The 26,489-nt window shown below is 67.4% G+C and carries 19 protein-coding genes and 1 tRNA gene; 13 read left to right on the forward strand and 7 right to left on the reverse strand.

Translation table 11 applies throughout. From position 1 onward, the window contains the following. Nucleotides 1–24 precede the first annotated feature (24 nt). Entirely contained in the window at nucleotides 25–792 is a 768-nt protein-coding gene (locus tag RM531_RS12585; RefSeq protein WP_311659699.1) for a dienelactone hydrolase family protein, read from the reverse strand. A gap of 134 nt (nucleotides 793–926) precedes the next feature. Here RM531_RS12585 and RM531_RS12590 point away from each other — a divergent pair, with 134 nt between their 5' ends. Next, a complete protein-coding gene (locus RM531_RS12590) occupies nucleotides 927–2,699 on the forward strand; it encodes an AMP-dependent synthetase/ligase (protein WP_311659702.1) in 1,773 nt (590 codons plus the stop codon). Nucleotides 2,700–2,702: 3 nt separating this feature from the next. Here RM531_RS12590 and RM531_RS12595 read toward each other — a convergent pair whose 3' ends face one another. The 4 genes from RM531_RS12595 to RM531_RS12610 form a co-directional block, all read right to left on the reverse strand. Continuing rightward, nucleotides 2,703–3,497: an enoyl-CoA hydratase-related protein gene (locus RM531_RS12595; protein ID WP_311659705.1), complete on the reverse strand. Its 795-nt coding sequence runs from the start codon at nucleotides 3,495–3,497 to the stop codon at nucleotides 2,703–2,705. Nucleotides 3,498–3,516: 19 nt separating this feature from the next. Continuing rightward, nucleotides 3,517–5,205 (reverse strand): isovaleryl-CoA dehydrogenase, encoded by a 1,689-nt coding sequence (locus RM531_RS12600; RefSeq protein ID WP_311659707.1) that lies wholly within the window; start codon nucleotides 5,203–5,205, stop codon nucleotides 3,517–3,519. After that, nucleotides 5,202–5,852: a TetR/AcrR family transcriptional regulator gene (locus RM531_RS12605; protein WP_311659709.1), complete on the reverse strand. Its 651-nt coding sequence runs from the start codon at nucleotides 5,850–5,852 to the stop codon at nucleotides 5,202–5,204. Before RM531_RS12605 ends, RM531_RS12600 begins: the two co-directional genes overlap by 4 nt. A 70-nt stretch (nucleotides 5,853–5,922) precedes the next feature. Next, entirely contained in the window at nucleotides 5,923–8,868 is a 2,946-nt protein-coding gene (locus RM531_RS12610; protein ID WP_311659711.1) for a choice-of-anchor Q domain-containing protein, read from the reverse strand. A 184-nt stretch (nucleotides 8,869–9,052) separates the two neighbouring features. Between RM531_RS12610 and RM531_RS12615 the strand changes: the two genes are divergently transcribed. Next, a complete protein-coding gene (locus RM531_RS12615) occupies nucleotides 9,053–9,826 on the forward strand; it encodes a class II aldolase/adducin family protein (protein WP_311659713.1) in 774 nt (257 codons plus the stop codon). Nucleotides 9,827–9,942: 116 nt separating this feature from the next. Here the strand turns inward: RM531_RS12615 and murB are convergent, their stop codons facing one another. Next, nucleotides 9,943–10,935 carry a UDP-N-acetylmuramate dehydrogenase gene (gene murB, locus RM531_RS12620; RefSeq protein WP_311659715.1) on the reverse strand — a complete coding sequence of 331 codons (993 nt, stop codon included), beginning with the start codon at nucleotides 10,933–10,935 and terminating at the stop codon, nucleotides 9,943–9,945. Between the two features lie 139 nt (nucleotides 10,936–11,074). Between murB and RM531_RS12625 the strand changes: the two genes are divergently transcribed. Together RM531_RS12625 and RM531_RS12630 are read left to right on the forward strand one after the other, a co-directional pair. Beyond that, a complete protein-coding gene (locus RM531_RS12625) occupies nucleotides 11,075–12,253 on the forward strand; it encodes a pyridoxal-phosphate-dependent aminotransferase family protein (RefSeq protein WP_311659717.1) in 1,179 nt (392 codons plus the stop codon). A 28-nt stretch (nucleotides 12,254–12,281) separates the two neighbouring features. Then, nucleotides 12,282–12,974 carry an HAD-IB family hydrolase gene (locus RM531_RS12630; RefSeq protein WP_311659719.1) on the forward strand — a complete coding sequence of 231 codons (693 nt, stop codon included), beginning with the start codon at nucleotides 12,282–12,284 and terminating at the stop codon, nucleotides 12,972–12,974. Nucleotides 12,975–13,002: 28 nt separating this feature from the next. Here RM531_RS12630 and RM531_RS12635 read toward each other — a convergent pair whose 3' ends face one another. Further along, nucleotides 13,003–14,937 carry a pilus assembly protein TadG-related protein gene (locus RM531_RS12635; RefSeq protein ID WP_311659720.1) on the reverse strand — a complete coding sequence of 645 codons (1,935 nt, stop codon included), beginning with the start codon at nucleotides 14,935–14,937 and terminating at the stop codon, nucleotides 13,003–13,005. 214 nt (nucleotides 14,938–15,151) lie between these two features. Between RM531_RS12635 and RM531_RS12640 the strand changes: the two genes are divergently transcribed. From RM531_RS12640 to fdhF, 9 genes are all read left to right on the forward strand, one after another. Next, nucleotides 15,152–16,936 (forward strand): M61 family metallopeptidase, encoded by a 1,785-nt coding sequence (locus RM531_RS12640; RefSeq protein WP_311659721.1) that lies wholly within the window; start codon nucleotides 15,152–15,154, stop codon nucleotides 16,934–16,936. After that, nucleotides 16,933–18,777 (forward strand): AMP-dependent synthetase/ligase, encoded by a 1,845-nt coding sequence (locus RM531_RS12645; protein WP_311659722.1) that lies wholly within the window; start codon nucleotides 16,933–16,935, stop codon nucleotides 18,775–18,777. Before RM531_RS12640 ends, RM531_RS12645 begins: the two co-directional genes overlap by 4 nt. A 13-nt stretch (nucleotides 18,778–18,790) precedes the next feature. Continuing rightward, nucleotides 18,791–19,417, forward strand: coding sequence for a glycerol-3-phosphate 1-O-acyltransferase PlsY (gene plsY, locus RM531_RS12650; protein ID WP_311659723.1), 627 nt, complete (start codon nucleotides 18,791–18,793; stop codon nucleotides 19,415–19,417). Next, nucleotides 19,414–20,403 (forward strand): biotin--[acetyl-CoA-carboxylase] ligase, encoded by a 990-nt coding sequence (locus RM531_RS12655; RefSeq protein ID WP_311659724.1) that lies wholly within the window; start codon nucleotides 19,414–19,416, stop codon nucleotides 20,401–20,403. Before plsY ends, RM531_RS12655 begins: the two co-directional genes overlap by 4 nt. Further along, nucleotides 20,400–21,152 carry a type III pantothenate kinase gene (locus RM531_RS12660; protein WP_311659726.1) on the forward strand — a complete coding sequence of 251 codons (753 nt, stop codon included), beginning with the start codon at nucleotides 20,400–20,402 and terminating at the stop codon, nucleotides 21,150–21,152. The genes RM531_RS12655 and RM531_RS12660 overlap by 4 nt, the downstream gene beginning before the upstream one ends. 209 nt (nucleotides 21,153–21,361) lie before the next feature. Further along, nucleotides 21,362–21,437: transfer RNA gene (locus RM531_RS12665), tRNA-Thr, on the forward strand. A gap of 170 nt (nucleotides 21,438–21,607) precedes the next feature. Then, the gene (locus tag RM531_RS12670; RefSeq protein ID WP_311659729.1) at nucleotides 21,608–22,075 is read left to right on the forward strand and encodes an NAD(P)H-dependent oxidoreductase subunit E; all 468 of its coding nucleotides are present in this window, start codon (nucleotides 21,608–21,610) and stop codon (nucleotides 22,073–22,075) included. Beyond that, entirely contained in the window at nucleotides 22,072–23,595 is a 1,524-nt protein-coding gene (locus tag RM531_RS12675) for a formate dehydrogenase beta subunit (protein ID WP_311659731.1), read from the forward strand. The genes RM531_RS12670 and RM531_RS12675 overlap by 4 nt, the downstream gene beginning before the upstream one ends. Nucleotides 23,596–23,631: 36 nt before the next feature. Then, a complete protein-coding gene (fdhF, locus tag RM531_RS12680) occupies nucleotides 23,632–26,484 on the forward strand; it encodes a formate dehydrogenase subunit alpha (protein ID WP_311659733.1) in 2,853 nt (950 codons plus the stop codon). Nucleotides 26,485–26,489 lie beyond the last annotated feature (5 nt).

Consider the following 26,489-nt stretch of genomic DNA (forward strand, 5'->3'; position numbering starts at 1 on the left):
GGGTTGCTGAAAAAAAACAGCCCCCTAGCGCGCGAACAGCTCGTCGAAGAAACGCTGCATGTGGGCCCAGGACCGCTGGGCGGCCGTGGCATCGTAGCCAACCCCGTCCATGCCCAGCGCGTCGGCAGCCGGGTTGGTGAAGGCGTGTTTCGCGCCGCCATGGGCGACGAAATGCCAGTCCACGCCGCCACGTTCGGCCATTGCCCGCTGCCAGGCGTAGGCGTTCGCTGCGGGCACCAGCGAGTCGGCCGCGCCGTGCTGGACGAGAATGGCGGCGTCGATGGCATCGCCGTCCCCGGGTACCGGCAGACTGCCGTGGAAGCTCACCACGCCGCCCAGGTCGGCGCCGCTGTAGGCCAGCTGCAGCACGCTGGTGCCGCCGAAGCAGAAGCCGATGGCCGCCAGCCGGTCGGCATCGACGCGATCATGTCCCGCCAGTTGCTCCAGTCCCGCCGCGGCCAGCCCGCGTAGTTCCGGGCCGGCAGCCTTGGACCATTCACCCGCCTCGGCCGGGTCCTCGGTGGTACGGCCGCCGCCGTACATGTCGGCGGCGAAGGCCACATAGCCCATTGCCGCCAGATCGCGTGCCCGCTTCCTGGCGTAGTCGTTCAGGCCCCACCACTCGTGGATGACGAGTACCCCGGGACGCGGCCCCTCGAGGCTGTCGTCATACGCGACATAGCCGCGATGTTCGGTGCCGTCGATGTCGTAGGACAGGGTATCGGTGCGAATGTCGGCTTGGGCGGTGGCGGTCATGGCAATCAGGCCGAGAGCGAACAGGCGAGGGAACATGGCAGGTCGAAGGATCAGGGAAGCCGAAGCCGAAGACTAGCCCGGTGAGCGGCAGCGGTCCAAACCCCGGATCGTTTGCTACCATCAACGGCCGCTGAACGAACGGTCAATTACCACAAGAGGGGAAGCGCCGCATGAGCGAGAACGTGATCCAGATTTTCCGCCAGACTGCGCGCACGCGGGCGGATACGGCGGCGCTCAAGAGTCCGCAGGGCGATGGCTGGCAGACCATGACCTGGCGCGAGTACGAGCGCGACGTAATGCTGGCTGCGCGCGGTTTCATGGCACTCGGGCTGGAACGCGGTCGGGCGGTGTCCATCATCGGCTTCAACCGGGCCGAGTGGCTGATTGCCGATCTGGCCGCGATCGCTGCCGGCGGGATGCCGGCAGGCATCTACACCACCTCCAGCGCGGAGCTGTGCGCCTACGTGGCCGGTCATTGCAAGGCCCAGGTCGTGGTGGTGGAAAACGCCGAGCATCTGGCCAAGTTCCAGAGGGTTCGCGACCAGCTGCCCGAGCTCAAGGCCATCGTGATGATGGACGGGTCCGACCCGGCCGAGGATGTCCATGCCTGGGAGGAGCTGCTGGCGCTGGGCGATCAGACCGACAACGCCGAGGACCTGGAGGCCCGCATTGCCGCCCAGACTCGGGATGACGCCGCCACCCTGATCTACACCTCGGGCACCACCGGCAATCCCAAGGCCGTGCAGCTGTCGCATCACAACCTGATCTGGACCGCCAGTACCGTGGCCCGCAAGGTCGACGCCCGTGCCGGCGACGATCAGATCAGCTACCTGCCGCTGTCGCACATCGCCGAACAGATGTTTTCCATCCACGGTCCGATCACCTTTGGCGGCACCATCTGGTTCGCCCCCAGCCTGGAGGAACTCGGCGCCACGCTCGCCGCCGTGCGCCCGCAGACCTTCTTTGCCGTGCCCCGCGTGTGGGAGAAGATTCAGCATCGCATGCAGGCGGCCGGGGCCGAGGCCTCGCCGGTGCAGAAGAAGATCGTGGCCTGGGCGAAATCGGTGGGCCTGAAGGCCGCGGCGGCGGAGGAGAACGGCGGCAGTCGGCCGCTGCTGTATCCGCTGGCCGAGAAGCTGGTATTCAGCAAGGTCAAGCAGCGACTCGGTCTGGATCGCACCCGCTTCCGGGGTACCGGCGCGGCGCCGATCTCGCGCGAGACCCTGGACTTCTTCGCCGGCCTGGATCTGATGCTCTACGAGGTCTGGGGTCAGAGCGAAACCACCGGGGCCGGCACGCTCAACGTGCCCGGCGAGGTGAAGCGCGGAGCCATCGGCAAGCCCTATCCGGAAACCGAAATCCGCATCGCCGATGACGGCGAGATCCTGATGCGCGGTCCCAGTGTGTTCATGGGCTATCTCGATAACGAGGAAGCCACCCGCGACACCCTGGATGCGGACGGCTGGCTGCACACCGGCGATGTCGGCCACATCGACGACGACGGTTTCGTGCACATCACCGATCGCAAGAAGGAGCTGATCATTACCGCCGGCGGCGAGAACATCTCCCCGGCCCATGTCGAGGGCGAGCTCAAGACCATCGGCGTGGTCAGCCAGTGCTGCGTGATCGGCGATCGCCGCAAGTACCTGTCCGCCCTGATCACGCTGGACGAGGAATCCCTGCCGGAAGCCGCGGCTGCGGCCGGCAGCCCGGCAAAGACTGCCGCCGAAGCCGCCGAGTGTGATCGCTTCCGGGCCTGGTTCGACCAGCAGCTGGCCGCGGTCAACGCGCGTCTGGCGCGGGTGCAGACAATCAAGCACTACCGGCTGCTGGCGGAGGATTTCACCATCGACGGGGGCGAACTGACGCCGACCATGAAGCTCAAGCGCCGGGTGGTCTACGACAAGTACGCCGACCAGATCGAGGCGCTCTACGCCGACTAGCCGTCAGCGGCCGCGAAAGGTCGGCGGCCGCTTTTCCATGAAAGCGCTGATGGCCTCGGCGAAGTCCTCGGTGTGCTGGCAGGCATCCTGGTAATCGGCTTCGCCGGCCATCTGGCCGGCGAGGCTGTCCCCCGCGCCGGCGTCGACCAGTTGCCGCGTCCAGGCCAGTGCCTGCGTGGGGCGGGCCGCCAGTGACGCCGCCAGCGACATCGAGGTGTCCTCCAGCTCGGCGTCGTCCACCACCTGCCAGATCAGGCCCCAGCGCTCGGCGCGTTCGGCGTCGATCACCTCGCCGGTGAGCATGGCACCCAGGGCCTTGGCCCTTCCGGCCAGCCGCGGCAGCAGATAAGTGGCCCCGGCATCCGGTACCAGGCCGATGCTGCTGAAGATCATCTGGAAAGCGCCGGCCCGGCCGGCTACCACCATGTCCACTGCCAGCGCCAGGCTGCAGCCGGCGCCGGCCGCGAGGCCCTGTACCGCCGACACCACCGGCATGTCCAGCCCGCGCAGCTTCTCGATCAGCGGGTTGTAGTGCACCCGTAGCGGGTCGCCCAGCTTGAAGTCGCCGCGGGTCATGCCGCTGCCCACGCCTTCCTTGAGGTCGGCGCCGCTGGAGAAGGCGCGGCCGTTGGCGCGCAGCAGCACCGCCCGGGCGTTGTCGTCGGCCTCGGCGGCATCCAGTGCCCGGGGCAGTTCCCGCAGCATGGCCTGATTGAGGGCGTTGAGCTGGTCGGGCCGGTTCAGGGTGATGACGGCCACGCCGTCGCGGACGGTGGTGTCGAGTGTCTCGTATTGCATGGTGGCTTCCGGTGGAGGGTCAGGCGGGCCGTGCCCGTTCGACGATGGCGCGTTGATCGAGGCCTTCCGGCAGCGTGCCGTAGGCCAGATAGCTCTGTTCGCCCAGTCTGCCGGCACAGAAGGCCTTTGCCACCGGCTCGTTGCCGGCGCGGATCAGGAGCGAGGCCTGCAGGCCCAGGGCCAGGTCTTCGGTGAACCGCCGCGCTCGGGGTTCGAGGTCGGCGGGCCGTTCGAACTGTGCCAGCAGGCGGGCGAGATGGGCGTCGAATGCCGGATGCTGGCCGCGCGAGGCGCGAAGTTCGGCGATCACCGCCTCGACCGATTCGGCATCCCGGCTCATCGCTCGCAGCACGTCCAGGCACTGGACATTGCCCGAGCCCTCCCAGATGGAATTGAGCGGCGACTGCCGGAACAGCCGCGGCATGATGGTTTCTTCCACGTAGCCGGCGCCACCCAGGCATTCCTGGGCCTCGTTGACCTGCGCGGGGGTGCGCTTGCAGATCCAGTATTTGCCTACCGGGGTGGCCAGGCGGGCGAACGCCTTTTCCGTCTCGTCGCCGTTGGCCGCGGCGCCGAATGCCCGCGCCAGCCGCAATGACAGCGCCAGGGCGGCTTCCGATTCCAGCGCCAGATCGGCCAGCACGTTGGTCATCAGCGGCTGTTCGATCAGGGGGCGGCCGAAGGCTTCGCGATGGGCGCAGTGGTGAATCGCCTGGGCGGTGGCCTGGCGCATCAGCCCGGCCGAGCCGACCATACAGTCCAGCCGGGTCTGGCCGACCATCTCGATGATGGTGGGCACGCCCCGGCCCTCGGCCCCGATCATCCAGCCGAAGGCGCCGCGGAATTCGACTTCGGACGAGGCGTTGGAGCGGTCCCCCAGCTTGTCCTTGAGCCGCTGGATGTGGATGGCATTGCGGACGCCTTCCGGACGCCACTTGGGCAGCAGGAAGCAGGACAGCCCGCCCTCGCTGTAGGCCAGCACCAGAAAACCGTCGCACATGGGCGCCGAGAAGAACCATTTGTGGCCCACCAGCTCGTATTCGCGGCCGGGTCCCGGTGTGCCCAGCGGGGTGGCGCGGGTGGTATTGGCGCGCACGTCGGAACCACCCTGTTTCTCGGTCATGCCCATGCCGATCGTCAGCCCCGTCTTTTGCTCGAACGGGCGGCAGCTCGGGTCGTAATCCGGTGCCAGAATGCCCGGCAGCCATTGTTCGGCCACATCCGGCTGATGCTTCAGCGCCGGGACCGCGGCGTGGGTCATGGTGATGGGGCACATGGTCCCGGACTCGAACTGGTTGTGCAGGTAGGCCAGGGCCGAGCGGACTACCTGCGCGCCGTCGCGGTCGGCCGTCCAGGTCAGGCTGTGCAGGCCGTGTTCCCGGGCCAGTTGCATCGAGCGGTGATAGGCGGGATGGAACTCGACTTCGTCGATGCGGTGGCCGTAGCGATCGAAGGCCCGGAGCTTCGGCGGGTTCTCGTTGGCCTGGAACCCGATGTCCAGCAACTCCTCACCGCAGATGGCCCCGAAGCGGCGCAGTTGTTCGTCGCCCCAGCCGCCGCCCTCGCGAGCCAGGGCGTCCACAAGGGCCTGGTCGCCGGTATAGGCGTTGGCGCCGGTCAGCGGGGGCGGCTGGTTGGTGACGTCGTGGGTGGGATGGGTAATGTCGGGCCATTCGGCGCCGTGGTCGATCGGATCGGGATGGCTCATGGGTGGCTCCGTGCCGAGACCGCGCGCAGGCACAGTGCTACGGTCTGCTGGGTGAATTCGTTGACCGGTAACGCCGGCGGGTCGGCGGCCTGTGGCGATAGCGGACCGACCAGTGTTTCCGCCAGCATGCCCACCAGGGCGGTGGCGCTGAGGTCGGGCGATTGCGGCGGAAATGCCGCCTGCCGGATGCCGTCACCGACCAGGTCCGCCAGGATCGCCGCATAGGTACGCCGGAACACCAGCCGTTCGGCCTCCACCAGCGGGTCGACCGGCTCGGCGAGCAGGGCATAGGCCAGGCGCGGCGCCGCTAGCGCTCGCTGAATGAAGGTCTCGGCGACGCGCTGCAGGCGGATGGCGGCACTATCAGGCCCACCGGCGGCGGCCGCAACGGCATCGACTTCCTGCCCGGCCACGCGCTGGAACACGGTGGCGAACAGCTCCGCCTTGGACGGGAAATGCCGGTAGATGGTGCCGGTGGCCACGCCGGCATCGGCCGCCACGATCTGCATCTGGGCCGCCTGATAACCGCCCGCGGCAATTCGCTGCCGCGCGGCCTGCAGAATGGCGGCCCGAGTGCTGGCCCGGCGCGACCTGATGAGATTGGTTTCTCGGTAGGCGATGGCAGTGGTTCGGCTTGGACTGCCCAAGAAGTGAACCGGGATTCACATCACCTGTCAAGCCGGCCGTGACAAGCGGATTGCCACGGCCGGATGGGATCTACAGGTTGATCAGGATGCCGGGCCCGAACACTGGCAGACCCTGGCCGACGACCACGCTGTCGGTGCTGCCGGCGGCTTCCAGTTCCAACAGCCGGAAACGGACATCACCCTGAATCGCCGGATCGCCGAAGAAGATCGGGTCCGGCGGCGGAATTTCGTCGCCTTCGCTGCAGGCGCTCAGCCCCACGGCCACCAGCACCGCCAGCATCAGCCAGCCGTGGCGGCCGCGCCGACGGCGGACCATCACCAGCAGGCCGGCCAGCAGGCCGCCGGCCATCAGCGGGGCATCGACCTGCCAGTTCTGCACCAGCGGGTCGTCGACCGGCTCTTCCGGCTCCGGCAGGGCGCGCAGCACGACCAGCAGGCTTTCGCTTTCGCCCGCGTCGAATACTCGCCCGGCGCCGCCGTCGAACTGGAACTGGGTGCCGGTTCCGTCACCGGTGCCAACCACGTCCGTTTCGTTGTCATCGAGGATGCCGTTGCCGTTCTCGTCCACGACGATCTCGAATTCCAGCGGCGCATCCAGGTCACGCAGTCGCAGCCCGATCAGTGCCTCGACCCCGCTGTTGAGCAACATGTCCGCGCGGAATCCGCTCAGGGTGACATCGTCGTCGCCGGTGTTCTCCAGGCGGAAGGCCAGCACCAGCAGGTCGCTGTCGAGGGTGGCGTTCACCGCCTCGGGGGCGGTGTTGGTGACGGTCAGACGCGGGGCGTCCGCGCGTTCGAAGGCGCCGCTGTCGCAGGGCGTAATGCGCTCTGCATCGCGCTGGTCGCGCAGGTTGACGGCCGGGTCGTTGCACAGCGCGTCGGCACCGGCGTCGACGGCGGGAGAGTCCGCCTGCAGCGGGTGGGTGGTGGTGGGGCCGCCGAACAGCTGGAGGTCGTCGAGGCTATCCGCGCCCGTGGTGACGGTATTGGCGTCGACCTCGACGGCATCGGCCACGAAGTCGTTGCCCTCGCCATCGGCGCTGTTGCCAGTGACCAGGCTGCTGGCCAGCGCGATGTCCGGCGTGGGTGTCGCGCCCACGGCCAAACCACCACCATCGCCGGCGGCGCGATTCTGCGCGACCGTGCTGAAACGCAGCTGGCTGCTGCCGCCGCTGATCTGATAGACGCCGCCGCCATCGCTGACCGTGGCTTGGTTGCCCGAGATGGTGCTGTTGGTCACCACCAGCGTGCTGTTGCCGCCGTTCCAGAGGCCGCCGCCCTGGCTGGCTGAATTGAAGGCCACCACCGAGTCGTCGATGCGGGCGGTGCCGCCGCTGACATGCAGCCCGCCGCCGTTGCCGGGGTTGCTGCCGGTCATGTTGCCGTCGGCTTCATCATCGCCGCCCAGGGTGACCTGATTTAGCTGCAGGTTGCCGCCGGTCATTTCGATCGCCGCGCCGGCCCGTTCGGCGGTGTTGCGGAACAGTTCGGTTCGGGTCAGCGTGACGTCGGCACCGGCGTTGAACAGGGCGCCGCCGGAGCCGCTTTCCCCGTCCGCCGCGTTGTTGCGCAGGCGGGAATTGCTCCAGTCGAGACTGCCGCTGGCCAGATAGACACCCGCGCCGCCCTGACCGACATCCGCGCCGGCCGCGCCATTGCTGGTGACGTCGATCTGACTGCCCGTCAAGGTGCCGCCGTCGCTCCAGATGGCGCCGCCGGCGATGGCAGCGCCGTTGCCGCGCAGGGACACGGTGTCCAGCGCCACGGTGCTGGCACCATCCACGTAGATGCCGCCGCCACGCAGTGTGCGGATATTGCTGCCGTCTTCTGGATCGGGCTGCAGCCCGTTGTTGGCGAAGGCGACGCGGCTGGCGCTGAACGACGCGCCGTCGAACAGGGCGAGCGTGCCGCCGTTACGCGCCGCATAGTTGGCATTGAGAATGCTGCCGTTGATCTGGATGCTGCCGCCGCGGCTGAGGATGCCGCCGCCGTCTCCGTTCTCGCCGGACGCGTCGCCGTCGGTGATGGTGCTTTCGACGATTTCGATGGCGCCGCCATCGTTGTAGATATTGCCACCACCCTCGCCTTCGGCATCGTGGCTGGTCAGATTGGACGCGGTGATCGTCAGCGTGCCGCTGCCGCCCAGCCAGATACCGCCACCGTTGCCGGTGGCCAGGTTGTTATTGATGTTGGCATCTTCCTGCAGCACCCCACCGTTGGGCAGATGCAGGCCGCCGCCGTCGGCGGGGTCGAAGCCCTCGCTGTCGCCATCCTCGTCACGCTCGCCGGCCACGTTACGGGTGATGAAACCGCCCGAGAATTGCACGTTGCCGGGTGCGCCGGAGCCGTCGGCGATGGCGCCGCCGGCACGATAGGCGGTGTTGTTGTTGAGGCTGCTGCCACTGGCGTTCAGGCTGCCGCCGACATCGATATAGACGGCGCCCCCGGCTCCGGTACCCGCGGCAGTGCCCGTGGCCAGCCCGTTGACGATATTCACGCTTTCCAGAGTCAGCGCAGCGCGGGCGATGATGTTGCCGCCGTTGGCAGTGGTTGCCCGGCCGCCGGCGAGATTGACCCGCTGCAGGGTCAGGGGCGTGTCCAGTTCGAGCACTCGGTGATCGGCATCGTTTTCGGCCAGGGCATCCAGGAGAACCCGGGGTTGATCGCTGTCGATGTCGGGATCGCCGCCGTCGATGGTCAGCGCGTTGCCGCCAGCATCGTTGACTGCCAGCGCCATCGTGGGCAGTTCCAGCGTGTTGCCGGCCAGGCCGCTGGCGAAGGTGATGATGTCGTCGCCCGGCGTGCCGTCAGCCGGGCAGTCCTCGTTATCGACCGCATTGGCATTGGCGTTGTCCAGCGCCTCCCGCAGGGTGCAGTCGCCGTCCGCGGCCACCGTGTCGTCGAGCACGGTGACTTCATAGGTTGCGGCCTGGGCAAGGGGCAGGACCAGCATCAGCACGCCGGCACCGGCCAGGCGCAGCCAGGGGCTGCGCACACTCGAAAGGGTCAGCATCATCATCAATCCTCGTTGTGCCGTGCCGGGCGGCGAACGGCCAGTCGAAAGCGCGTGATCGTAACATTGTGACGGGCTTGGACAGCGGCTCGCGCCAGTGGTGCGGCGCGGGTTAGAGTCGGTATCACACAACTGGCGGCATCAGGCCGGTGCCGACGGTCCCGATACGCCACCGAAGGGGATGTTCATGGTGACAGCCGCTACAACCAACCAGGATGTCCGTCGCCAGGTCAGCGACGCCGAGTGGGAACGCCGGGTGGACCTGGCCGCCTGCTACCGGCTGGTGGCCATGTTCGGCTGGGATGATCTGGTGTTCACGCACATTTCGGCCCGGGTGCCCGGGCCCGAGCACCATTTCCTGATCAACCCCTACGGCATGTTCTTCGAGGAGATTACCGCCAGCTCGCTGGTCAAGATCGACGCCGAGGGCAACAAGGTGATGGACTCGCCCTACGACACCAACCCGGCCGGGTTCACCATTCACAGCGCCATCCACGCCGCCCGCGAGGACGCGCTCTGTGTGCTGCACCTGCACACCCGCAACGGCATCGCCGTGTCGGTTCAGGACGAAGGCCTGCGGGCCTATTCGCAGCAGTCGCTGTTTCCGCTGGCCTCGCTGGGGTATCACGACTACGAGGGCGTGGCCCTCAACGAGGACGAAAAGCCGCGACTGGTGGCCGACTTGGGCGATGCCAACAATCTGATCCTGCGCAACCACGGGCTGCTGACCGTGGGCGAGACAGTGGCCGACGCCTTTCTGGCCATGTACCTGCTGGAGAGCGCCTGCCAGATACAGGTGCTGGCGCAGAGCACCGGTCAGACCCTGCGGGAAGTGCCCGATCCGATCGTGGCCGGCATCAAGCAGCAGGCGGACAAGGTCACGCGCGGGCTGGGCGGCAAGCTTGCCTGGCCGGGTCTGCTGCGCAAGCTAGATCGGCGCGACCCGTCGTTCAGGGACTGAGCCGGCCGGACGCCGCCCACAAAAAAGCCGACCCGCAGGTCGGCTCGCGACACGGGGCATACCCCCGAAGCCGCTGTCGAGTTCATAATTTGCCAGCGTCAGATGACAACTTTATTTCAGGGCGCCCGCGTGTCGGCGGGCAGCCGCGTTACCGGCGCGAACTCGCCCACGAACCCGATTTCGGGCGTGAGCCAGTGACCGGTCTCGGCCGACACCACTTGCTGCGCGTGCATGATCAGCGCGCAGATATCGGCGGCAGTGGCGCCGCCCCGGTTGACGATGATGTTGGCGTGCCGCGGTGAAATCTGCGCGCCGCCGCAGATCAGTCCCTTCAAGCCGCACTCGTCGATCAGCCGGCCCGCGCCGATGCCCTCGATCTTGCGGAAGATCGAACCGGCCGAGGGTTCCGTACCCAGCGGCGGATGACGCTGGCCGCGCCAGTCGAGATTGGCGGCCATGATCTCGCGTAGCCGTGCGGCGTCGGCCGGGGTCAGCGCGAAGGTGGCGGACAGCACGATGTCGTCGCGGTCGTGCAGCACCGAGTAGTCGTAGCCAAACCGGAAGTAATCCACGCCCACCTCCCGGTACTCTCCCTCGGCGGTGAGTAGCTGCGCGCTTTCCAGCACTTCCGCGATGAACATGGTGCGGTCCCGCTCGGGCGGCGGCGACAGAAAATGCAGGTTCTGCCACAGCGCCCCGCCGACGGTGGAGGGGATGCCGACGAAATGTTCCAGGCCGGACAGGCCGCGGTGAACCGCCGCGTCGATGACATCCGGGTACATGATGGCGCCGCTGTCCGCGGTGAGCCGATGGCCGGTCACGTTGATCGCGCCGCTGCTATTGCGGATCACCAGTCCGGGATGGCCGCGGTCGCCGACCAGCAGATTGGCGCCGCAACCCAGCAGCAGGTAGTCGATGTCCAGTCGGCGCGCGGCGCGCACGGCGTTTGCCAGGTCGTCCGCGCCACGAGTTTCGAGCAGGCACTCGGCGGTTCCACCGACCTGAAAGGTGGTCAGCGGCGCCAGCGGCACCTCGCGGGCGAGGGGGCGGCCGATGGCCTGCTCGAAATCCCGAATCTGGGCGGGATTGATGGGACGGACTCTGGGCATGGTTTGGCGGACATCGAGGCGACGGAACGCGCCGGGCAAGGCACCCATTTCAAGGTGCCGCCCGGCGGGCAGGGGTTAGCCAGCTTGCGGCGAATCCAGTATCGTACCGCGCTGGTTTGACTTTGATGAGCACCCGCCTGTGACGCTTACCAGTTTTCAGCCGCCCAAACGCCTGCTCATGGGGCCCGGCCCCTCCGACGTGCACGATCGCGTGCTTGCCGCGATGGGTCGTACCACCATCGGGCATCTGGACCCCGAGTTCATTCGCCTGATGGACCAGATCAAGGCGCATCTGCGCGCGGTGTTTCTCACCGACAACGATCTGACGATGCCCATCTCCGGTCCGGCCACCGCCGGCCAGGAAGCCACCATCGTCAATCTGCTGGAGCCCGGCGACAAGGTAGTGGTCTGCGTCAATGGGGTGTTTGGCGGCCGGTTGGCCGAAATGGCCCGCCGCGCCGGTGCCGAGGTGACCACGGTGGACCAGGACTGGGGCCGGGCCGTCGATCCGGAGGCCCTGCGCGCGGAACTCAAGCGCGTGGGCCCGGTGAAGCTGGTGGCGTTCGTCCACGCCGAAACCTCGACCGGCGCCCTGTCGGATGGCGAAACGCTGGCGAAGATCGCCCACGAGGCGGGGGCGATGGTGCTCATGGACACGGTGACGTCGCTGGCCGGGGTGCCCGTGCGCATTGACGACTGGGGCATCGACGCCTGCTATTCCGGCACACAGAAATGTCTGTCCTGCCCGCCCGGCCTGTCGCCGGTAACCTTCAGCAAGCGGGCCCAGGACGTGATGAACGAACGCCAGGCGCCGGTACAGAGCTGGTTCCTGGACCTGTCGCTGCTGACCGGCTACTGGAGCGGCGGCGCCCAGCGGGCCTATCACCACACCGCGCCGGTGAACGCCCTCTACGGGCTGCATGAATCGCTGGTGATGATTCTGGAAGAAGGGCTGGAATCGGTCTGGGCGCGCCATCGGCGCTGCCACGAAGGCCTGGTCGCCGGACTGGAAGCCATGGGGCTGACCATGGCCGTGCCCGCGGCGGAACGGGTGCCGGAACTCAATGCGGTCCGGGTGCCCGAGGGCGTGGACGAGGCCGGCGTGCGTCGGCGCTTGCTCGAGGACCACGGGATCGAAATCGGCGCGGGTCTCGGCCCGCTGGCCGGCAAGATCTGGCGCATCGGCCTGATGGGCCAGAGTAGCCGCCCGGAGAACGTCGCCCGTTGTCTGGCCGCGCTGGAAACGGTGTTGCAGCAGTCGGGTTATCAGGTCCGGCCCGGTGAAGCCACGGCAGCCGCCGAGGCCGTGGCCGGCTGAGCATGCCCACGGTGATCGGGGGCCGGGAATGCAGGCGGAGGTAGCCGATCCCACTGGGTCGGCGGCCGTCGGCACCCGGCGGGTGGCGGTATTCGATCTCGATGAGACCCTGACCCGTCACGATACGTTCCTGCCGTTTCTTCGCGGCTATCTGCGCCGTCATCCGGCCTGTGTGGTTGGCCTGCTGTGGTTGCCGGTACGCGTCGTGCGGGGCTGGCTGGCCAACCGGCGAACCGGAATCAAGCGCGCGGTGCTGGTCAGCGTTGCCGGCGGCCAGCCGCGGCAGCGGCTGCTGGCCTGGGCGCAGGCATTCGTCGACGATCTGCTCGAACACGGCATGCGCCCGGCCGCGCTGGACTGCCTGCGCGAACACCTGGCCGCAGGGGACCGGGTGATCCTGGCCACCGCCAGTCTCGACATCTACGTCGAACCATTGGCCCGGCGACTGGGTATCGAGGAAGTGGTCTGTTCGCGCGTGGCCTGGACCGGCGACGACCGGCTGGCCGGCATGAATGGCCTGAACTGCCGCGACGCCGAAAAGCTGGCCCGTGTCCGCGCGGTGCTGGGCGATGGCGTCGAGCCGACCGAAGTGATCATGTATTCGGATTCCCATGCCGATCTGCCCCTGCTGTCCTGGGCCGGGCAGGGGGTGGCGGTATCACCCACCCGCAAGCTCGCGGCATTGGCGGAAAAGCTGGGGCTGGATCATCGAGGCTGGTGAACGGCGGCAGTTTAGTGGAAAGCGCTTGCTAGTCCGCGTTGCACTGACGGTCGGTGCAGTAGATCGCGGGCTGGTTGATCAGGACCGACTGCACGGAAACGTCGGCCGCGCCGGCACTCAGGCCCAGCAGGTTGAACAGTGGTTCCAGCAGGGCATCGTCCAGCGTATCGAGTACCGGTTCCAGAATGCCGGTAACGAGGTCAAGCAGATCGCCGCTATTGGGATTGCCCAGACCGAGCAACCCGCCCAGCAGACCGTCCAGAATGCCGTCCAGCAATCCGCCGATCAGTCCGCCTACCAGCCCGTCCAGGGCATCGAAGACGTCGCCCAGGGCGCCGGCGTTGAAGAGGTCGACGTCCAGATTCGCCAGCAGGTTGTCGGACAGACCGCTCAGCGCGCCATTCAGGGAATCGGAAAGATCCGGGCCAACCGTTTCTGTCTGAATCTCGGCCTCGTCCTGCGGGGGGAAGGGGCCGACGAACTCCACTGCCTCGGAATCCGGCGCCCCGACCGAAACTCGCGGCGCGTTCTCCGCGGTGACCTGGGCCACGCCGGCAATGTTCAGAATCGTGATGTCCTGACCGGGTGCGGGTGGCTGCGGGTCGAACGCACCGATGTCGGCAAACTCGCCGATGCCGAGATCGGCGATGCGGGTGGTCGCGCCGACCTCGACGAAATGCTGGAAGGTTCCGTCGTTTTCGGCCAGCGGTGTCTGGCCCGCACACTGGATGTCGTCCAGCGTGGCTTCGGCAGATGCCACCTTGATGTAGATCGGCAGATTGAGAAACGGCCCGCCCAGTAGCCCCGGTAACACGTCGAGCACCGTCACGTTCAGCTGAATCGCGGCCTGTGCGGTGGTTGCGCGGGTACGCGGCTGGTTGCTGCCGTCGAGGCCCGCCCGGCCGAAGGCGATCTGCGGTGGCTCGATGATGTTGACTTGCCCATCCACGGTTGCGATGCCGCCCAGGTCCACGCCCACGGGAAGATCGACGGGCGAACCCAGGTTGGCCGCCTGCGCCAGCCCGGTGAGAAGATCCAGGGCGTTGAGGGGCAGGCTCGCTGCCAGGTCCTCGAAGCCCTCCTCGATATTCAGTATCTGGCCCAGCTGCGAACTGCGGCCGGGATCGGCCAGATCGGCCAGGTCCCGGAGCGTTGCAGCGGCCAGAGCGTTGGCGGAGCCGGTGGTGGCATCCAGCGTGTCGGCCAGGAAGCCGAGTGATTCTGGTAGCGTGAAGTTGGTTTGCAGCAGGTCCTCGACGCCGGTAACCGTCGCGTCGGCCTGTAGCAGATCCCCGATCGTGAGCTGGGCATCCGCGAGGCCCTCGTAGCTGACGAGGTTCACCTGGTTGGTGCCGAGCAGGGCGGCCAGAATGCCCTCGCTGCCGTCGAGTCCGCCAATGCGGGCCAGCGACGTGCCAACCGAAATACCCGCCTGGGGACGACTGATGGCGGTGGCCGAGGCGGTCAGCGGGCGATCGGCAGTGAAAAATGCCACCAGCGGCGTCGGCGCCGGGCGGGTCAGGGTGACCTGGGCCGAGTCGGCATCGAACTGATTACTCGGCTCGAAGCTCAATAAAGAGCCGTTAGATTGTTGAATGCCTAAAACTAAATCATTACTAATCGCTGGTGCGCCGTCATCGTCAGATTGGTTGTCGATGGCATTGTCTACCGCGCATTGAGCGGATTCCTGTTCGGTCGGATTCGGGCCAAGGTCACAACGTTCTGGAGGAGGCGATGGCGTACCCAATCCGCAGCCTCCAAGAGCGCGTGCCGCATCCAGCGCCGCAACCTCAGCCGTGCGCTGAAGCTGGGTCTGGGTGGCGTACAGCCGCCCCACGTCCACCGCCAGACCCAGTGTTGCCACCAGCGCGACCAGCGTGAACGCGGTAAAAACGAGGGTGGCCCCGCGCTGCCGTCCCGGACTGGCGGGACACCCTCGCAGTTGCGGAAGGCGATTGGGCATCGACAAACTCCAGGGAAAGACAAACGCCACCGGGGTGGCAGCGGCGCCGGAAGGTTCCGGTCGCCGTCCGGTTGCGCCACCCGATGCGGTACCTTGTCTATGGTTATCGGGAGTCTTGCAGAAAACCTGAGGGGCGGAAAGCCGACCAGCCCGGCACGCTGCATGCAATCCGGCCGGCAGCGGCGTAGAATCGCGCGCCTTTCAGGAACCCGGCATGCCGATGACACCGGTCGAGTACGAGGTCAGCGCCGTTTCGCCGCGTGGACACCGATTCCGCGTGACCTGCACCGTGCCCGCGCCCGATACCGAAGGCCAGCGGTTCACGCTGCCGGCCTGGGTGCCGGGCAGTTATCTGATTCGCGAATTCGCCCGCAACATATTGTCGGTGGCCGCCAGCGATGCGGCAGGCAACCCGGTCGTCGTACGCAAGATCGACAAACAGACCTGGCAGGTGGCGCCGGTGGCGGGCGCCCTGACCCTGACTTACGAGCTGCACGCGCGCGACAGCTCGGTGCGCGCCGCTTATCTGGATGATCAGCGTGGTTTCTTCGACGGCACCTCGGTCTATCTGCGTCCGGTGGGTCGGGAAACGTCGCCCTGTCGGGTTCGTCTGTCACCGCTGCCTGATCACGACTGGCAAGTGGCCACCAGTCTGCCCGCCGTGGCGGTCGATGCGGCAGGTTTCGGCGAGTATGCCGCGGATGATTACCGGAGCCTGATTGATCATCCCGTGGCTATGGGGCGGAACATCGACCGGATCGACTTCCAGGCCGGCGGGGTGCCACATGCCTTTGTCTGTCTGGGGCGTCATGATGCCGATCGCGAGAAGCTGGCCGCCGATCTGACCCGCGTGTGCGAAGCCCAGGCGGCGGTGTTCGGCGAGATGCCGATGGACAACTACCTGTTTCTGGCCCAGATCGCCGGCGCCGGTTACGGCGGTCTCGAGCACCGGGCGAGTGCCGCGCTGCTGGTCGACCGCAACGCACTGCCGGTGGCTGGTGCCGCCGCTCGCAGCGACGCCTATGCCGAGTTGCTCGGCCTGTGCAGCCACGAATATTTCCACCTCTGGAACGTCAAGCGGATTCAACCGGCCGCGGTGGCCGACAGCGACCTTGCGACGGAAGCCCATTTCGAGGATTTGTGGGCCTACGAAGGGGTGACCAGCTACTACGACGATCTGGCCCTGGTGCGGGCCGGGCTGATCGACGAAACCGCGTACCTCGGCCGGCTGCAGCGGATCGCCAACCGGCTGGCCGGCAATCCGGGCCGGCGCTGCCAGAGCCTGGCCCAGTCCAGCTTCGATGCCTGGACCAAGTTCTACCGGCCGGACGAGAACAGCCCCAATGCGGTGGTCAGCTATTACGGCAAGGGGGCGCTGGTGGCGCTTTGCCTGGATCTGCTGCTGCGTGACCGAACGGACGGCGACGTCAGCCTGGATGACGTGATGGCCCGGGTCTGGGCCGAGCACGGGCGTCCGGGCATTCCGGTGTCTGATAACGGGCTGGAGGCAATTGCCGCCAAGGTGGCGGGCGCCGATCTCTCCGATTTCTTCGACGGCGCCGTGCGGGGCACCGAAGAATTGCCCCTGGCCGAACTCCTGGCGCGCTTCGGCGTCCGGGCCCGCCGGGTAACGCCGGATACCCGCGACGGCGCAGCCTTTCTGCTGGCCCAGGGGCTGCGGCTCAATGCCGGCGCCGGGCCGGCGCGGTTGCTGCACGTGTTGACGGACAGTCCGGCAGAAGCCGCCGGCCTGTGCCCCGGGGACGTGATCGTGGCAGTGGACGGTCTGCGTGCCGAGGCGGATACCCTGACCCGGCGGCTTCGACGCGTCCCGACCGGGACCCCGGTAACCCTGCACCTGTTCCGCGATGACGAACTGCTCACGCGGCGCTTCGCCCCGCGGGCGCCGGCCGCTGACCAGTGGCGATTCCGTTTGATCAGCCGCTGCGACGCCGAGACGGCGGCGCGGCGCACGGCCTGGTTGTCGTTGCCGTCATGACGGATGCCATGCACTGGGTACCGGCCGCCCGGGCCACCACGCTGCCGGCGCTGTTCGCCGGCCGGGTGGCGCTCACGCCCAACGAAACCGCCTATCGCTACTTCGATCCGCCGGCCCGCCGCTGGCGATCCCTGACCTGGGCACAGGCCGAGCGGCTGGTCGGCCGCTGGCGGGCCGGTCTGGCCGGCAGCGAACTCGCCGCCGGGTCGCGAGTCGCCATTCTGGTGCGCAACAGCCCGAGCTGGGTGGCAGTCGATCAGGCGGCGCTGGATCAGGGGCTGGTGTCGGTAGGCCTGTTCTGCGGTGATACGCCCGCGAGCAGCGGCGACGTGTTGCGCGACAGCGGCGCGGCGCTGGTGGTGGTGGCCAAGGGCCGCTGGTGGCGGTCGATTCTGGCGGAGGACGACTGTCCCGCGGTGCAAACCGTGGTCGCTCTTGACGGGGATACCGACGGGGATACGCGGCTGGTGGCCGGCGATCAGTGGTTGCCCGACGAGCCGCAGCGGGCGTCGTTGACTCCGGCGCCGACGGAGCTGGCCTCGCTGGTCTATACCTCCGGCACCTCCGGCCGCGCCCGAGGGGTGATGCTCAGCCATGCCAGTCTGGTGTGGAACGCCTACGCCTGCGCCCGCGCGGTGGACACGCCGGTGGACGAGCATCTGGTGTCATTCGTGCCGCTGGCCCATGCCTACGAGCGCACGGTCGACTACCACCGCGCCCTGATTACTGGCGCCACGCTCTCGTTCTGCCGCCATCCGCGATTTCTCAGTCTGACCCTGGCCAACGCTCGTCCGACGGCGCTGGTCGGGGTGCCGCGAATCTACGAGCACTACTACACCGAGCTCCAGCGCAGTCTCACCCGGCGGCCCCGATGGGTGCGCCGGCTGGTGCGCCTGACCACGGAACTCGGCTGGTCGGTATTCGAACGCCAGCAGGGGCGCGGGCCCCGACGTTTGCGGCATCTGATCTGGCCGCTACTGCGGCAACTAGTGGCGCGACCCTGCCTGCGGCCCTTCGGCGGCCGGCTGGAAGTGGCGATTTCGGGGGCGGCGGCGCTGCCCCGGCCGGTAGCGCGAACGCTGATCGGCCTTGGATTGCCGATCCTGCAGGGCTATGGCCTGACCGAGGCCGGTCCGGTGGTCAGCGTCAACCGGATGGATGACAACGATCCCGCCAGTGTCGGCTCGCTACTGGATGACGTGCAGACCCGCCTGGGACCCGACAACGAGCTGTGGGTGCGCACCCCCGGCGTGATGCAGGGCTACTGGGGCGATGCCGAGGCCACCGCGGCGGTGCTGGAATCCGGCGGCAACTGGCTGCGCACCGGCGACAAGGTCAGCCGTCTGGACCAGAGCCGCCTGTTTCTCACCGGTCGGCTCAAGGAAATCATCGTGATGGCGACCGGCGACAAGGCCTCGCCCGAACCGCTGGAACGCACCATCGGCCTGGACCCGCTGTTCACCCGGGCGGCGGTGGTGGGCGAAGCCCGGCCCTATCTGGCGGCGCTGGTGACCTGCGATGACGCGGCGCTGCACGCCCTCATGGGCACGCTGGGGCTGGACCCCGAGAGCCCCGCGGACCGCTGGGATCCGCAGCTCGAGCGGGCGATGCTCAAGCGCATTGGTCAGCGCCTGCGCCATTTCCCGGGTCATGCGCAGATCCGCCGGGTGGCGGTCGTCGACGAGGTCTGGAGCGTCGACAATGGCCTGCTCACCGTGACCGAGAAGCTGCGCAGGCGGGCCGTGGCGCGGCGCTATGCCGGCGAGATCGAGCGGCTCTATGGTCGGCGGGCGGCGGCCGCGCAGAAGACCGATTTTTCCTACAATGTGAACGTCGGCTGATCGGGGGCAACCTGTGATTGCAACACTGCTGGTGATTGTCGCGGCCTATCTGATCGGCGCGCTGTCGGGTGGGCTGTTGATCGGCCGGCTGCTGGGCAAGGCCGACCTGCGCGCCGCCGGCAGTGGCAACGCCGGGGCCACCAATGCCCTGCGTACCGGGGGAAAGCTCTACGGCGTGCTGGTGTTGTTGTTCGATCTGGCCAAGGGACTGGTTGCCGGCGGACTGCTACCGCTGCTGGTGGTGGGTGGACCGGGCTGGCTGGCATTCGCCTGCGGCGCCGCCGCGGTGATCGGCCACGTCTATCCGGTGTACTTCGGTTTCGCCGGCGGCAAGGGGGCCGCGACGCTCATCGGCGTGCTTGTCGTGCTGGCGCCCGGGCCGCTGGTGCCCGGGGTGCTGACGTTCGTGGCCGTGCTGGTGCTTTCCGGCATGGTCAGTCTGGCGATTCTGCTGGCAATGGGGGCGGTCGTGTTCGCCCAGGCCGTCTGGGTGTGGCCGGCACTCGGTTCGGCGCCGGTTCTGTTCGCCCTGGCCATGTGGTTGCTGATGCTGTTCACCCACCGGAGCAATGTCTCCCGGCTTCTGGCCGGGGAGGAAAGCCGCTTCGAGCAGGTGATGCTGCTGCGCCGGCGCCGGTGAGCGAATCCGCCCGCGTGCCGCTGGACCCCGGCGCTGTCATCCACCATCTGGCCGACGGCCACTGGCATTCCGGTACCGCGCTGGCGGCTACGCTGGGTCTGAGCCGGGCCGCGGTATGGAAACGGGTGGCGGCGGCACGGGGGCTTGGCGTGACCATTCATGCCGTGCGCGGCCGCGGTTACCGGCTGGCGCGACCGTTCGAGCCGTTGCAGGCGGATGCCATTCGCAAGGCGATGCCGGTTGATGCCGCGTCGGCGCTGAACTCGCTCGCGGTCTGCGGCTCGATTGATTCCACCAGCGACCGTCTGCTGGCTGCGCCCGATACCGGCGCCCATGCCTTGTTCGCCGAGCACCAGAGCGGGGGGCGCGGTCGTCGCGGTCGCCAGTGGGTATCGCCCTATGGCGCGAATCTGTACCTGTCGCTGAGCTGGACGTTTGATCCGGCGCCCAATGCGATTGGCGCGCTGGGACTGGCGGTGGGCATCCGCCTGGCCGAGGCCCTGCGTGACCTCGGCCTGGCCGAGATCGGTCTCAAGTGGCCGAACGATCTGCTGGTGGACGGCGCCAAGCTCGGCGGAATCCTGATGGAACATCGCGGCGAGGCGGCGGGCGGCTGCCGGATCGTCACCGGCGTGGGCCTGAATGCCGCGATGGAAGCCGGGCAGGCCCGGGACGTGGACCAGCCCTGGACCGCCCTGGATCGGCTGCTCGCCGTACCGCCGCCGCGAAACCGGGTGGCCGGCCACTGTCTGGCCGCGGTGATCGGCGCGATGCAGGATTATCAGAAGCATGGCTTCCCGCCCTTCCAGCGGCGCTGGCCGGAGTTCGATGCCTTGCGGGATGCCCCGATCGAAGTGGATATCGACGGGCACCGCCAGGCCGGGTACGCGGCCGGTCTGGCGCCGGATGGGGCCCTGCTGGTGCGGCTGGATGACGGCGTGCGTCGCTGTTATGCGGGCGATGTCACGGTGCGGGGGCTGGCATGACGCTGCTGGTGGACATCGGCAACACCCGGGTGAAATGGGCCCGGGCCGATGCGGCCGGCCGACCGGGTCCGGTTCAGGCGCTGGCCCATGACGGGCGCGGCGACTGGGTCGACACCTTGCCGACCGATTTCGATGGCCCGGTCTGGTTTGCGACCGTGGCCGACGCCGATCTGGCTACACCGCTGCAGGCCTGGTCCCGGGATCGACTGGACCGGGCGGCGGTGGAGGTGGTGTCCACGGCGAGTGCCGCGGGTGTGCAATGCGCCTATGCCCGACCGGAATGCCTGGGCGTCGACCGCTGGCTGGCCTGCATCGGCGCGTTTCACCGCGGGCCCGGCTCGGTGGTGGTAGTGGATGCGGGCACGGCCCTGACCGTGGATGTGGTGGATGCCACGGGATGCCATCAGGGCGGATTGATCGTGCCGGGCATGGCGACGATGCAGCAGGCGATTCACGCGCATACTCGAATCCGGTCGCAGCCGGTTGAGCAGGTGCCGGATGATCTGGCCCGCGACACCGATACGGCGGTCGCGGCGGGAGCGCTGCACGCGGCCGTTGGTCTGATCGAGCGGGTGTGTCGGCGATTCGCACTGGATCGGCGGATACTGGCCGGCGGCGAGGCCGCACGGCTTGCCGATCGTCTGGAAGGCGACTGGCATCTGGCGCCGGATATCGTGCTGGAAGGACTGGGGCGAGTGGCCGTGGAATCCGCCATCAATGCATCGTCAAGCAACGGCCATTCGCGATAGACTTTGCGGCGCTCGGATCCGGCGCGGCCCGAGCGCGCCATTAGCGATGGATTGCCTCAAGCCGGCGTAGCTCAGTTGGGCTCGCCGGAGAGAGACGAAGCACGGCTTCGTTCCGGCGAGCGAGCGCCATGGATGGCGCCCCGGATAGCGCCGGATTGTTAAGCGAGGGCAGGACGCCCGAGCGTGACTAGTGTGATGGACCGCCTTAAGCCGGCGTAGCTCAGTTGGTAGAGCAACTGATTTGTAATCAGTAGGTCGCGGGTTCGACTCCTGTCGCCGGCTCCACATCCTCCCCATGGCGCGGCCGCCCATTCCGCGCCGCACCATTGCCCCTCTCTATCACCAAATCGGAAATTGCAATTTGACTGTGCCGTGCAGCGGCGTAGCTTCTTGAGGGCAATATGCGCGTTGTTCAGGTATCGCGCGACTGAAGCCATTAAAAAGAGCACGACAGCATGAGCGCGGAGGAAACAGCCAAGTCACGACAGGTTGAAGCCATCTGTGAGCGACACGCCAATCGGGAGGGGCCGTTGTTGCCCATTCTCCACGATTTGCAGGCGGCATTCGGCTATGTGCCGGGCGAGGCAATCGGTGAAGTCGCGCGATACCTGAATCTTTCCCGCGCCGAGGTCTACGGCGTGGTGACTTTTTATCACGATTTCCGGCGGACGCCGCCGCGCCCGCACAGTCTGAAGGTGTGCCGTGCGGAGGCCTGCCAGGCGGTGGGTGGCCGCGAAGTATGGGCAATGGCATCGTCGCTGGCGGCCGATCCGGCCTGCCGGGTGGACGTGGAGGCGGTGTACTGCCTCGGCAACTGCCCCTGTGCGCCGTCGGCCCAGTTCGATGAACGAACGCTCGGCCGGCTGACGCCGGACCGGGTCAGCAGCCTGATCGCCGGCGCGGTCGGAGGCGAGGCATCATGAGGGTATTCGTACCGGCAGACAGCACGGCGGTGTCCATCGGGGCCGACGAGGTCGCGGCGGCGCTGCGGTCCGCTGGCCTTGATGTGGTCCGGACGGGGTCCCGCGGTCTGTACTGGCTGGAACCGCTGGTCGAGGTGGAAACCGAAGGACGCCGCATCGGCTACGGGCCGATCCAGGCGAACGACACCGCAACGCTGGTGGAGGCACTTCAGGCGGAAAGCCGCGATGATCCGCGCTGCGTGGGCGACGTCGACGAGTTGCTCGCCAGTCAGGGGCAGCAACGGCTCACGCTTGGCCGCACCGGCCGGTTAGTGCCGGGCGACTGGGACGATTACGTCGCCCATGGCGGCACGGCCGGATTGCGCGCCGCGCTGGCCATGGAACCGCAGGCGATTGTCGATGAGGTCAAGGCCTCCGGGCTGCGCGGCCGCGGCGGGGCGGGCTTTCCCACCGGCATCAAGTGGCAGACCGTGCACGATCAGGAAGTTACGCCGAAGTACATCGTCTGCAATGCCGATGAAGGCGACAGCGGCACGTTTGCCGATCGCATGCTGATGGAAGGCGACCCGTTCTGCCTGCTGGAAGGCATGACCATCGCGGCCTTGGCGGTCGGCGCCGAACGGGGCTACATCTATCTGCGGTCCGAATATCCGGACGCCCATCGCATGCTGGAAAAGGCGCTGGAAGCGGCGCGCGCCAACGGCATGCTGGGCGAGTCGGTGATGGGCTCGGGCCAGGCCTTCGATATCGAAGTCCGCCTGGGCGCCGGGGCCTACATCTGCGGCGAAGAAACCTCATTACTGGAAAGCCTGGAAGGCAAGCGGGGCGTGATTCGCTTCAAGCCGCCGCTGCCTGCCATCCAGGGTTTTCTGAACCGGCCGACGGTGGTCAACAACGTGATCACGCTGGGCTCGGTGCCGGCCATTCTTGCCGACGGCGGCGCGGCCTACCACGCGGTCGGCGTGGAAAAGTCCCGCGGTACGCTGACCGTGCAGCTTTGCGGCAATGTGGCCCGGCCCGGTCTGTACGAAGTGCCGTTCGGGGTCACCCTCGGTCACTTGATCAACGAACTCGGCGGCGGCTGCGCCAGCGGTCGGCCCGCCCGGGCGGTGCAGGTTGGCGGCCCGCTGGGCGCATATCTGCCGCCGGACCTGTTCGACACGCCGCTGGATTACGAGGCCTTCGCCGAGGTCAACAGCATGATCGGCCACGGCGGCGTCGTGGTATTTGACGACACCGTGGATATGGTGGCGCAGGCGCGGTTCGCGCTGGAATTCTGCGCCATCGAGTCCTGCGGCAAGTGCACGCCCTGCCGTGTGGGGTCGGTGCGCGGCCAGGAGGTGATCGACCGGATCACCGCCGACGACGATCGCGACCGCAATATCGCGCTGCTGCGCGAGCTGTGCGAAACCATGATCCAGGGGTCGCTCTGCGCGCACGGCGGGATGGCGCCATTCCCGGTGCTGTCCGCCCTGAACCATTTCCCGGACGATTTCGAGCCGCGCACCGCCGCGGCCTGATTCCGAACTCATCAGCGGTCCTCCCAGGAGGCAGCCATGTCGACCCAGCTCAAACCCACCGATTTCGGCACCCCCGCCAGTCATTCCGACCAGCAGGTGACGCTGGAAATCGACGGTCAGTCCGTGACGGTGCCCGAGGGCACGTCGGTCATGCGGGCAGCCCTGGAATCGGGCATCGATGTGCCCAAGCTCTGTGCCTCCGACAACCTCGAGCCGTTCGGCTCCTGCCGGCTCTGTCTGGTCGAGGTCGAGGGCAAGCGGGGCTATCCGGCTTCCTGCACCATGCCGGTGGCCGAGGGCATGGAGGTGCGCACCCAGAGCGACAAGCTCAACGAGCTGCGGCGCGGGGTGGTGGAGCTGTACCTGTCGGATCACCCGGGCCAGAGCGTGACGCCCGACGGACACGGCGATGACGAACTGCTGCAACTGGCCGATCAGCTTGGCGTGACCGAGGTTCGCTACGGCCGCGACGGGGCCAATCACCAGGACGTCGAGCCCGATGCCTCCAACCCCTATTTCCGGTTCGACTCGAGCCGCTGCATCGTCTGTTCGCGTTGTGTGCGGGCCTGCAACGAGGTGCAGGGCACGTTCGCGCTGACGGTGGACGGCCGCGGTTTCGCGTCGATGATCAGTGCCGGTACCGATTCGGACGACTTCCTGAATTCCGAATGCGTGTCCTGTGGCGCCTGCGTGCAGGCCTGCCCGACCGAAGCGTTGCTGGAAAAGGACGTGATCGAACTGGGCATGCCGGAACGGGCGGTGACCACTACCTGCGCCTACTGCGGGGTGGGCTGTTCCTTCCAGGCCGAGATGAAGGGCGACGACGTCGTGCGCATGGTGCCCTACAAGGAAGGCAAGGCGAATCACGGCCATTCCTGCGTGAAAGGCCGCTTTGCCTGGGGCTATACCCAGCATCCGGACCGCATCACCTCGCCGATGATCCGGGAAAAGATCACCGACCCCTGGCGGGAGGTGAGCTGGGACGAGGCCTACGATTTCACCGTCCAGCGCATTCGTGCCATCAGTGACGAGTACGGTCGTGCGGCGCTCGGGGCGATCACCTCCAGCCGCTGCACCAACGAGGAAACCTATCTGGTGCAGAAGCTGGCGCGGGCCGTGTTCGGCACCAACAACGTCGACACCTGCGCCCGGGTGTGCCACTCGCCCACCGGTTACGGTCTGAAGACGACGCTGGGCACCTCGGCAGGCACCCAGGATTTCGACTCGGTGGAAGAATCCGACGTGATGCTGGTGATCGGTGCCAACCCCACCGACGCGCACCCGGTGTTCGCCTCGCAGATGAAGCGACGGCTGCGGGCCGGGGCCCGGCTGATCGTGGCCGACCCGCGGGCCATCGACCTGGTGCGTTCCGCGCACGTCGAGGCTGACCACCATCTACAACTCAAGCCCGGTACCAACGTGCCGCTGATCAATGCGCTCGCCCACACCGTGCTGGACGAGGGGCTGGCCGACGAAGACTTCGTCCGCGATCGCTGCGAGGTCGACGAATACGCGGAATGGCGCGACTTCATCCTGCGACCCGAAAACAGTCCGGAAACCGTGGCCGAAATCACCGGCGTGCCGGCCGCTGACATTCGCGCCGCGGCGCGGCTTTACGCCACCGGCGGCAATGCCGCGATCTATTACGGTCTGGGCGTGACCGAGCACAGTCAGGGTTCGACCATGGTCATGGGCATGGCGAATCTGGCCATGTGCACCGGCAACATCGGCCGCAATGGCGTGGGCGTGAATCCGCTGCGCGGCCAGAACAACGTGCAGGGCTCCTGCGACATGGGCTCGTTCCCGCACGAACTGCCCGGCTACCGGCACATATCGCGACAGGACGTGCGCGACATCTACGAGAAGGAATGGGGCGTCACCCTGGACACCGAGCCGGGTCTGCGGATTCCCAACATGATCGACGCGGCCACCGGCGGCACGTTCAAGGCGCTTTACGTGCAGGGCGAGGACATTCTCCAGTCCGACCCGAATATCAAGCACATCGCCGCCGGCCTGTCGGCGATGGAGTGCGTGATCGTGCAGGACCTGTTCCTGAACGAAACCGCCTCCTACGCCCACGTATTCCTGCCCGGTTCATCGTTCCTGGAGAAGGACGGCACCTTCACCAATGCCGAGCGCCGCATCAATCGCGTGCGCAAGGTGCAGGAGCCGCCGGCCGGCAAGGGTGACTGGGAAATCACCCAGGACCTGGCGCAGAAGCTGGGGTATCCCATGCACTACAACCACCCGTCCGAGATCATGGACGAGGTCGCTCGCACCACGCCGACGTTCCAGGGCGTGAGCTTCGAGCGTCTCGACCAGCTCGGCAGCATCCAGTGGCCGTGCAACGAGGAACATCCGGAAGGCACGCCGGTCATGCACATCGGCGAGTTCGTGCGCGGCAAGGGCAAATTCATGCTCACGCCCTATGTGGCCACCGACGAGCGGGCCAACCGCAAGTTCCCGCTGCTGCTGACCACCGGCCGGATTCTTTCCCAGTACAACGTGGGCGCCCAGACCCGTCGCACCGAGAACCGTGTCTGGCACGGCGAGGACTGGCTGGAACTGCATCCGTCGGACGCCGAGACCCGGGGTATCCGGGACGGCACGCTGGTAGCGGTGGCGTCGCGCATGGGTGAAACCACGCTGCGAGCGATCGTGAGCGAGCGCATGATGCCGGGCGTGGTCTACACCACGTTCCACTTCCCGGAGACGGCGGCCAACGTGATCACCACCGAGTATTCCGACTGGGCCACCGAGTGCCCCGAATACAAGGTGACCGCGGTGGAAGTGCGTCCCTGCAACACCATGTCCGAGTGGCAGAAGCGCTATCTCGACGATCGGGAGAATCAGCAGCGCATCGCGGAACCCGAAACCGAGAAGGCCTGACCGAA

This window comes from Spectribacter acetivorans (assembly GCF_031846305.1).
Lineage (GTDB): Bacteria > Pseudomonadota > Gammaproteobacteria > Nevskiales > Salinisphaeraceae > Spectribacter > Spectribacter acetivorans.

Bases quoted from the DNA above. Each gene is read 5' to 3' on its own strand.
- RM531_RS12630 (WP_311659719.1), top strand. From the start codon at position 12,282: ATGCAGGCGGAGGTAGCCGATCCCACTGGGTCGGCGGCCGTCGGCACC.
- fdhF (WP_311659733.1), top strand. From the start codon at position 23,632: ATGTCGACCCAGCTCAAACCCACCGATTTCGGCACCCCCGCCAGTCAT.
- RM531_RS12610 (WP_311659711.1), bottom strand. From the start codon at position 8,868: ATGATGCTGACCCTTTCGAGTGTGCGCAGCCCCTGGCTGCGCCTGGCC.
- RM531_RS12615 (WP_311659713.1), top strand. From the start codon at position 9,053: ATGGTGACAGCCGCTACAACCAACCAGGATGTCCGTCGCCAGGTCAGC.
- RM531_RS12670 (WP_311659729.1), top strand. From the start codon at position 21,608: ATGAGCGCGGAGGAAACAGCCAAGTCACGACAGGTTGAAGCCATCTGT.
- RM531_RS12660 (WP_311659726.1), top strand. From the start codon at position 20,400: ATGACGCTGCTGGTGGACATCGGCAACACCCGGGTGAAATGGGCCCGG.
- murB (WP_311659715.1), bottom strand. From the start codon at position 10,935: ATGCCCAGAGTCCGTCCCATCAATCCCGCCCAGATTCGGGATTTCGAG.
- RM531_RS12595 (WP_311659705.1), bottom strand. From the start codon at position 3,497: ATGCAATACGAGACACTCGACACCACCGTCCGCGACGGCGTGGCCGTC.
- RM531_RS12590 (WP_311659702.1), top strand. From the start codon at position 927: ATGAGCGAGAACGTGATCCAGATTTTCCGCCAGACTGCGCGCACGCGG.
- RM531_RS12675 (WP_311659731.1), top strand. From the start codon at position 22,072: ATGAGGGTATTCGTACCGGCAGACAGCACGGCGGTGTCCATCGGGGCC.
- RM531_RS12635 (WP_311659720.1), bottom strand. From the start codon at position 14,937: ATGCCCAATCGCCTTCCGCAACTGCGAGGGTGTCCCGCCAGTCCGGGA.
- RM531_RS12640 (WP_311659721.1), top strand. From the start codon at position 15,152: ATGCCGATGACACCGGTCGAGTACGAGGTCAGCGCCGTTTCGCCGCGT.
- RM531_RS12645 (WP_311659722.1), top strand. From the start codon at position 16,933: ATGACGGATGCCATGCACTGGGTACCGGCCGCCCGGGCCACCACGCTG.
- RM531_RS12585 (WP_311659699.1), bottom strand. From the start codon at position 792: ATGTTCCCTCGCCTGTTCGCTCTCGGCCTGATTGCCATGACCGCCACC.
- RM531_RS12600 (WP_311659707.1), bottom strand. From the start codon at position 5,205: ATGAGCCATCCCGATCCGATCGACCACGGCGCCGAATGGCCCGACATT.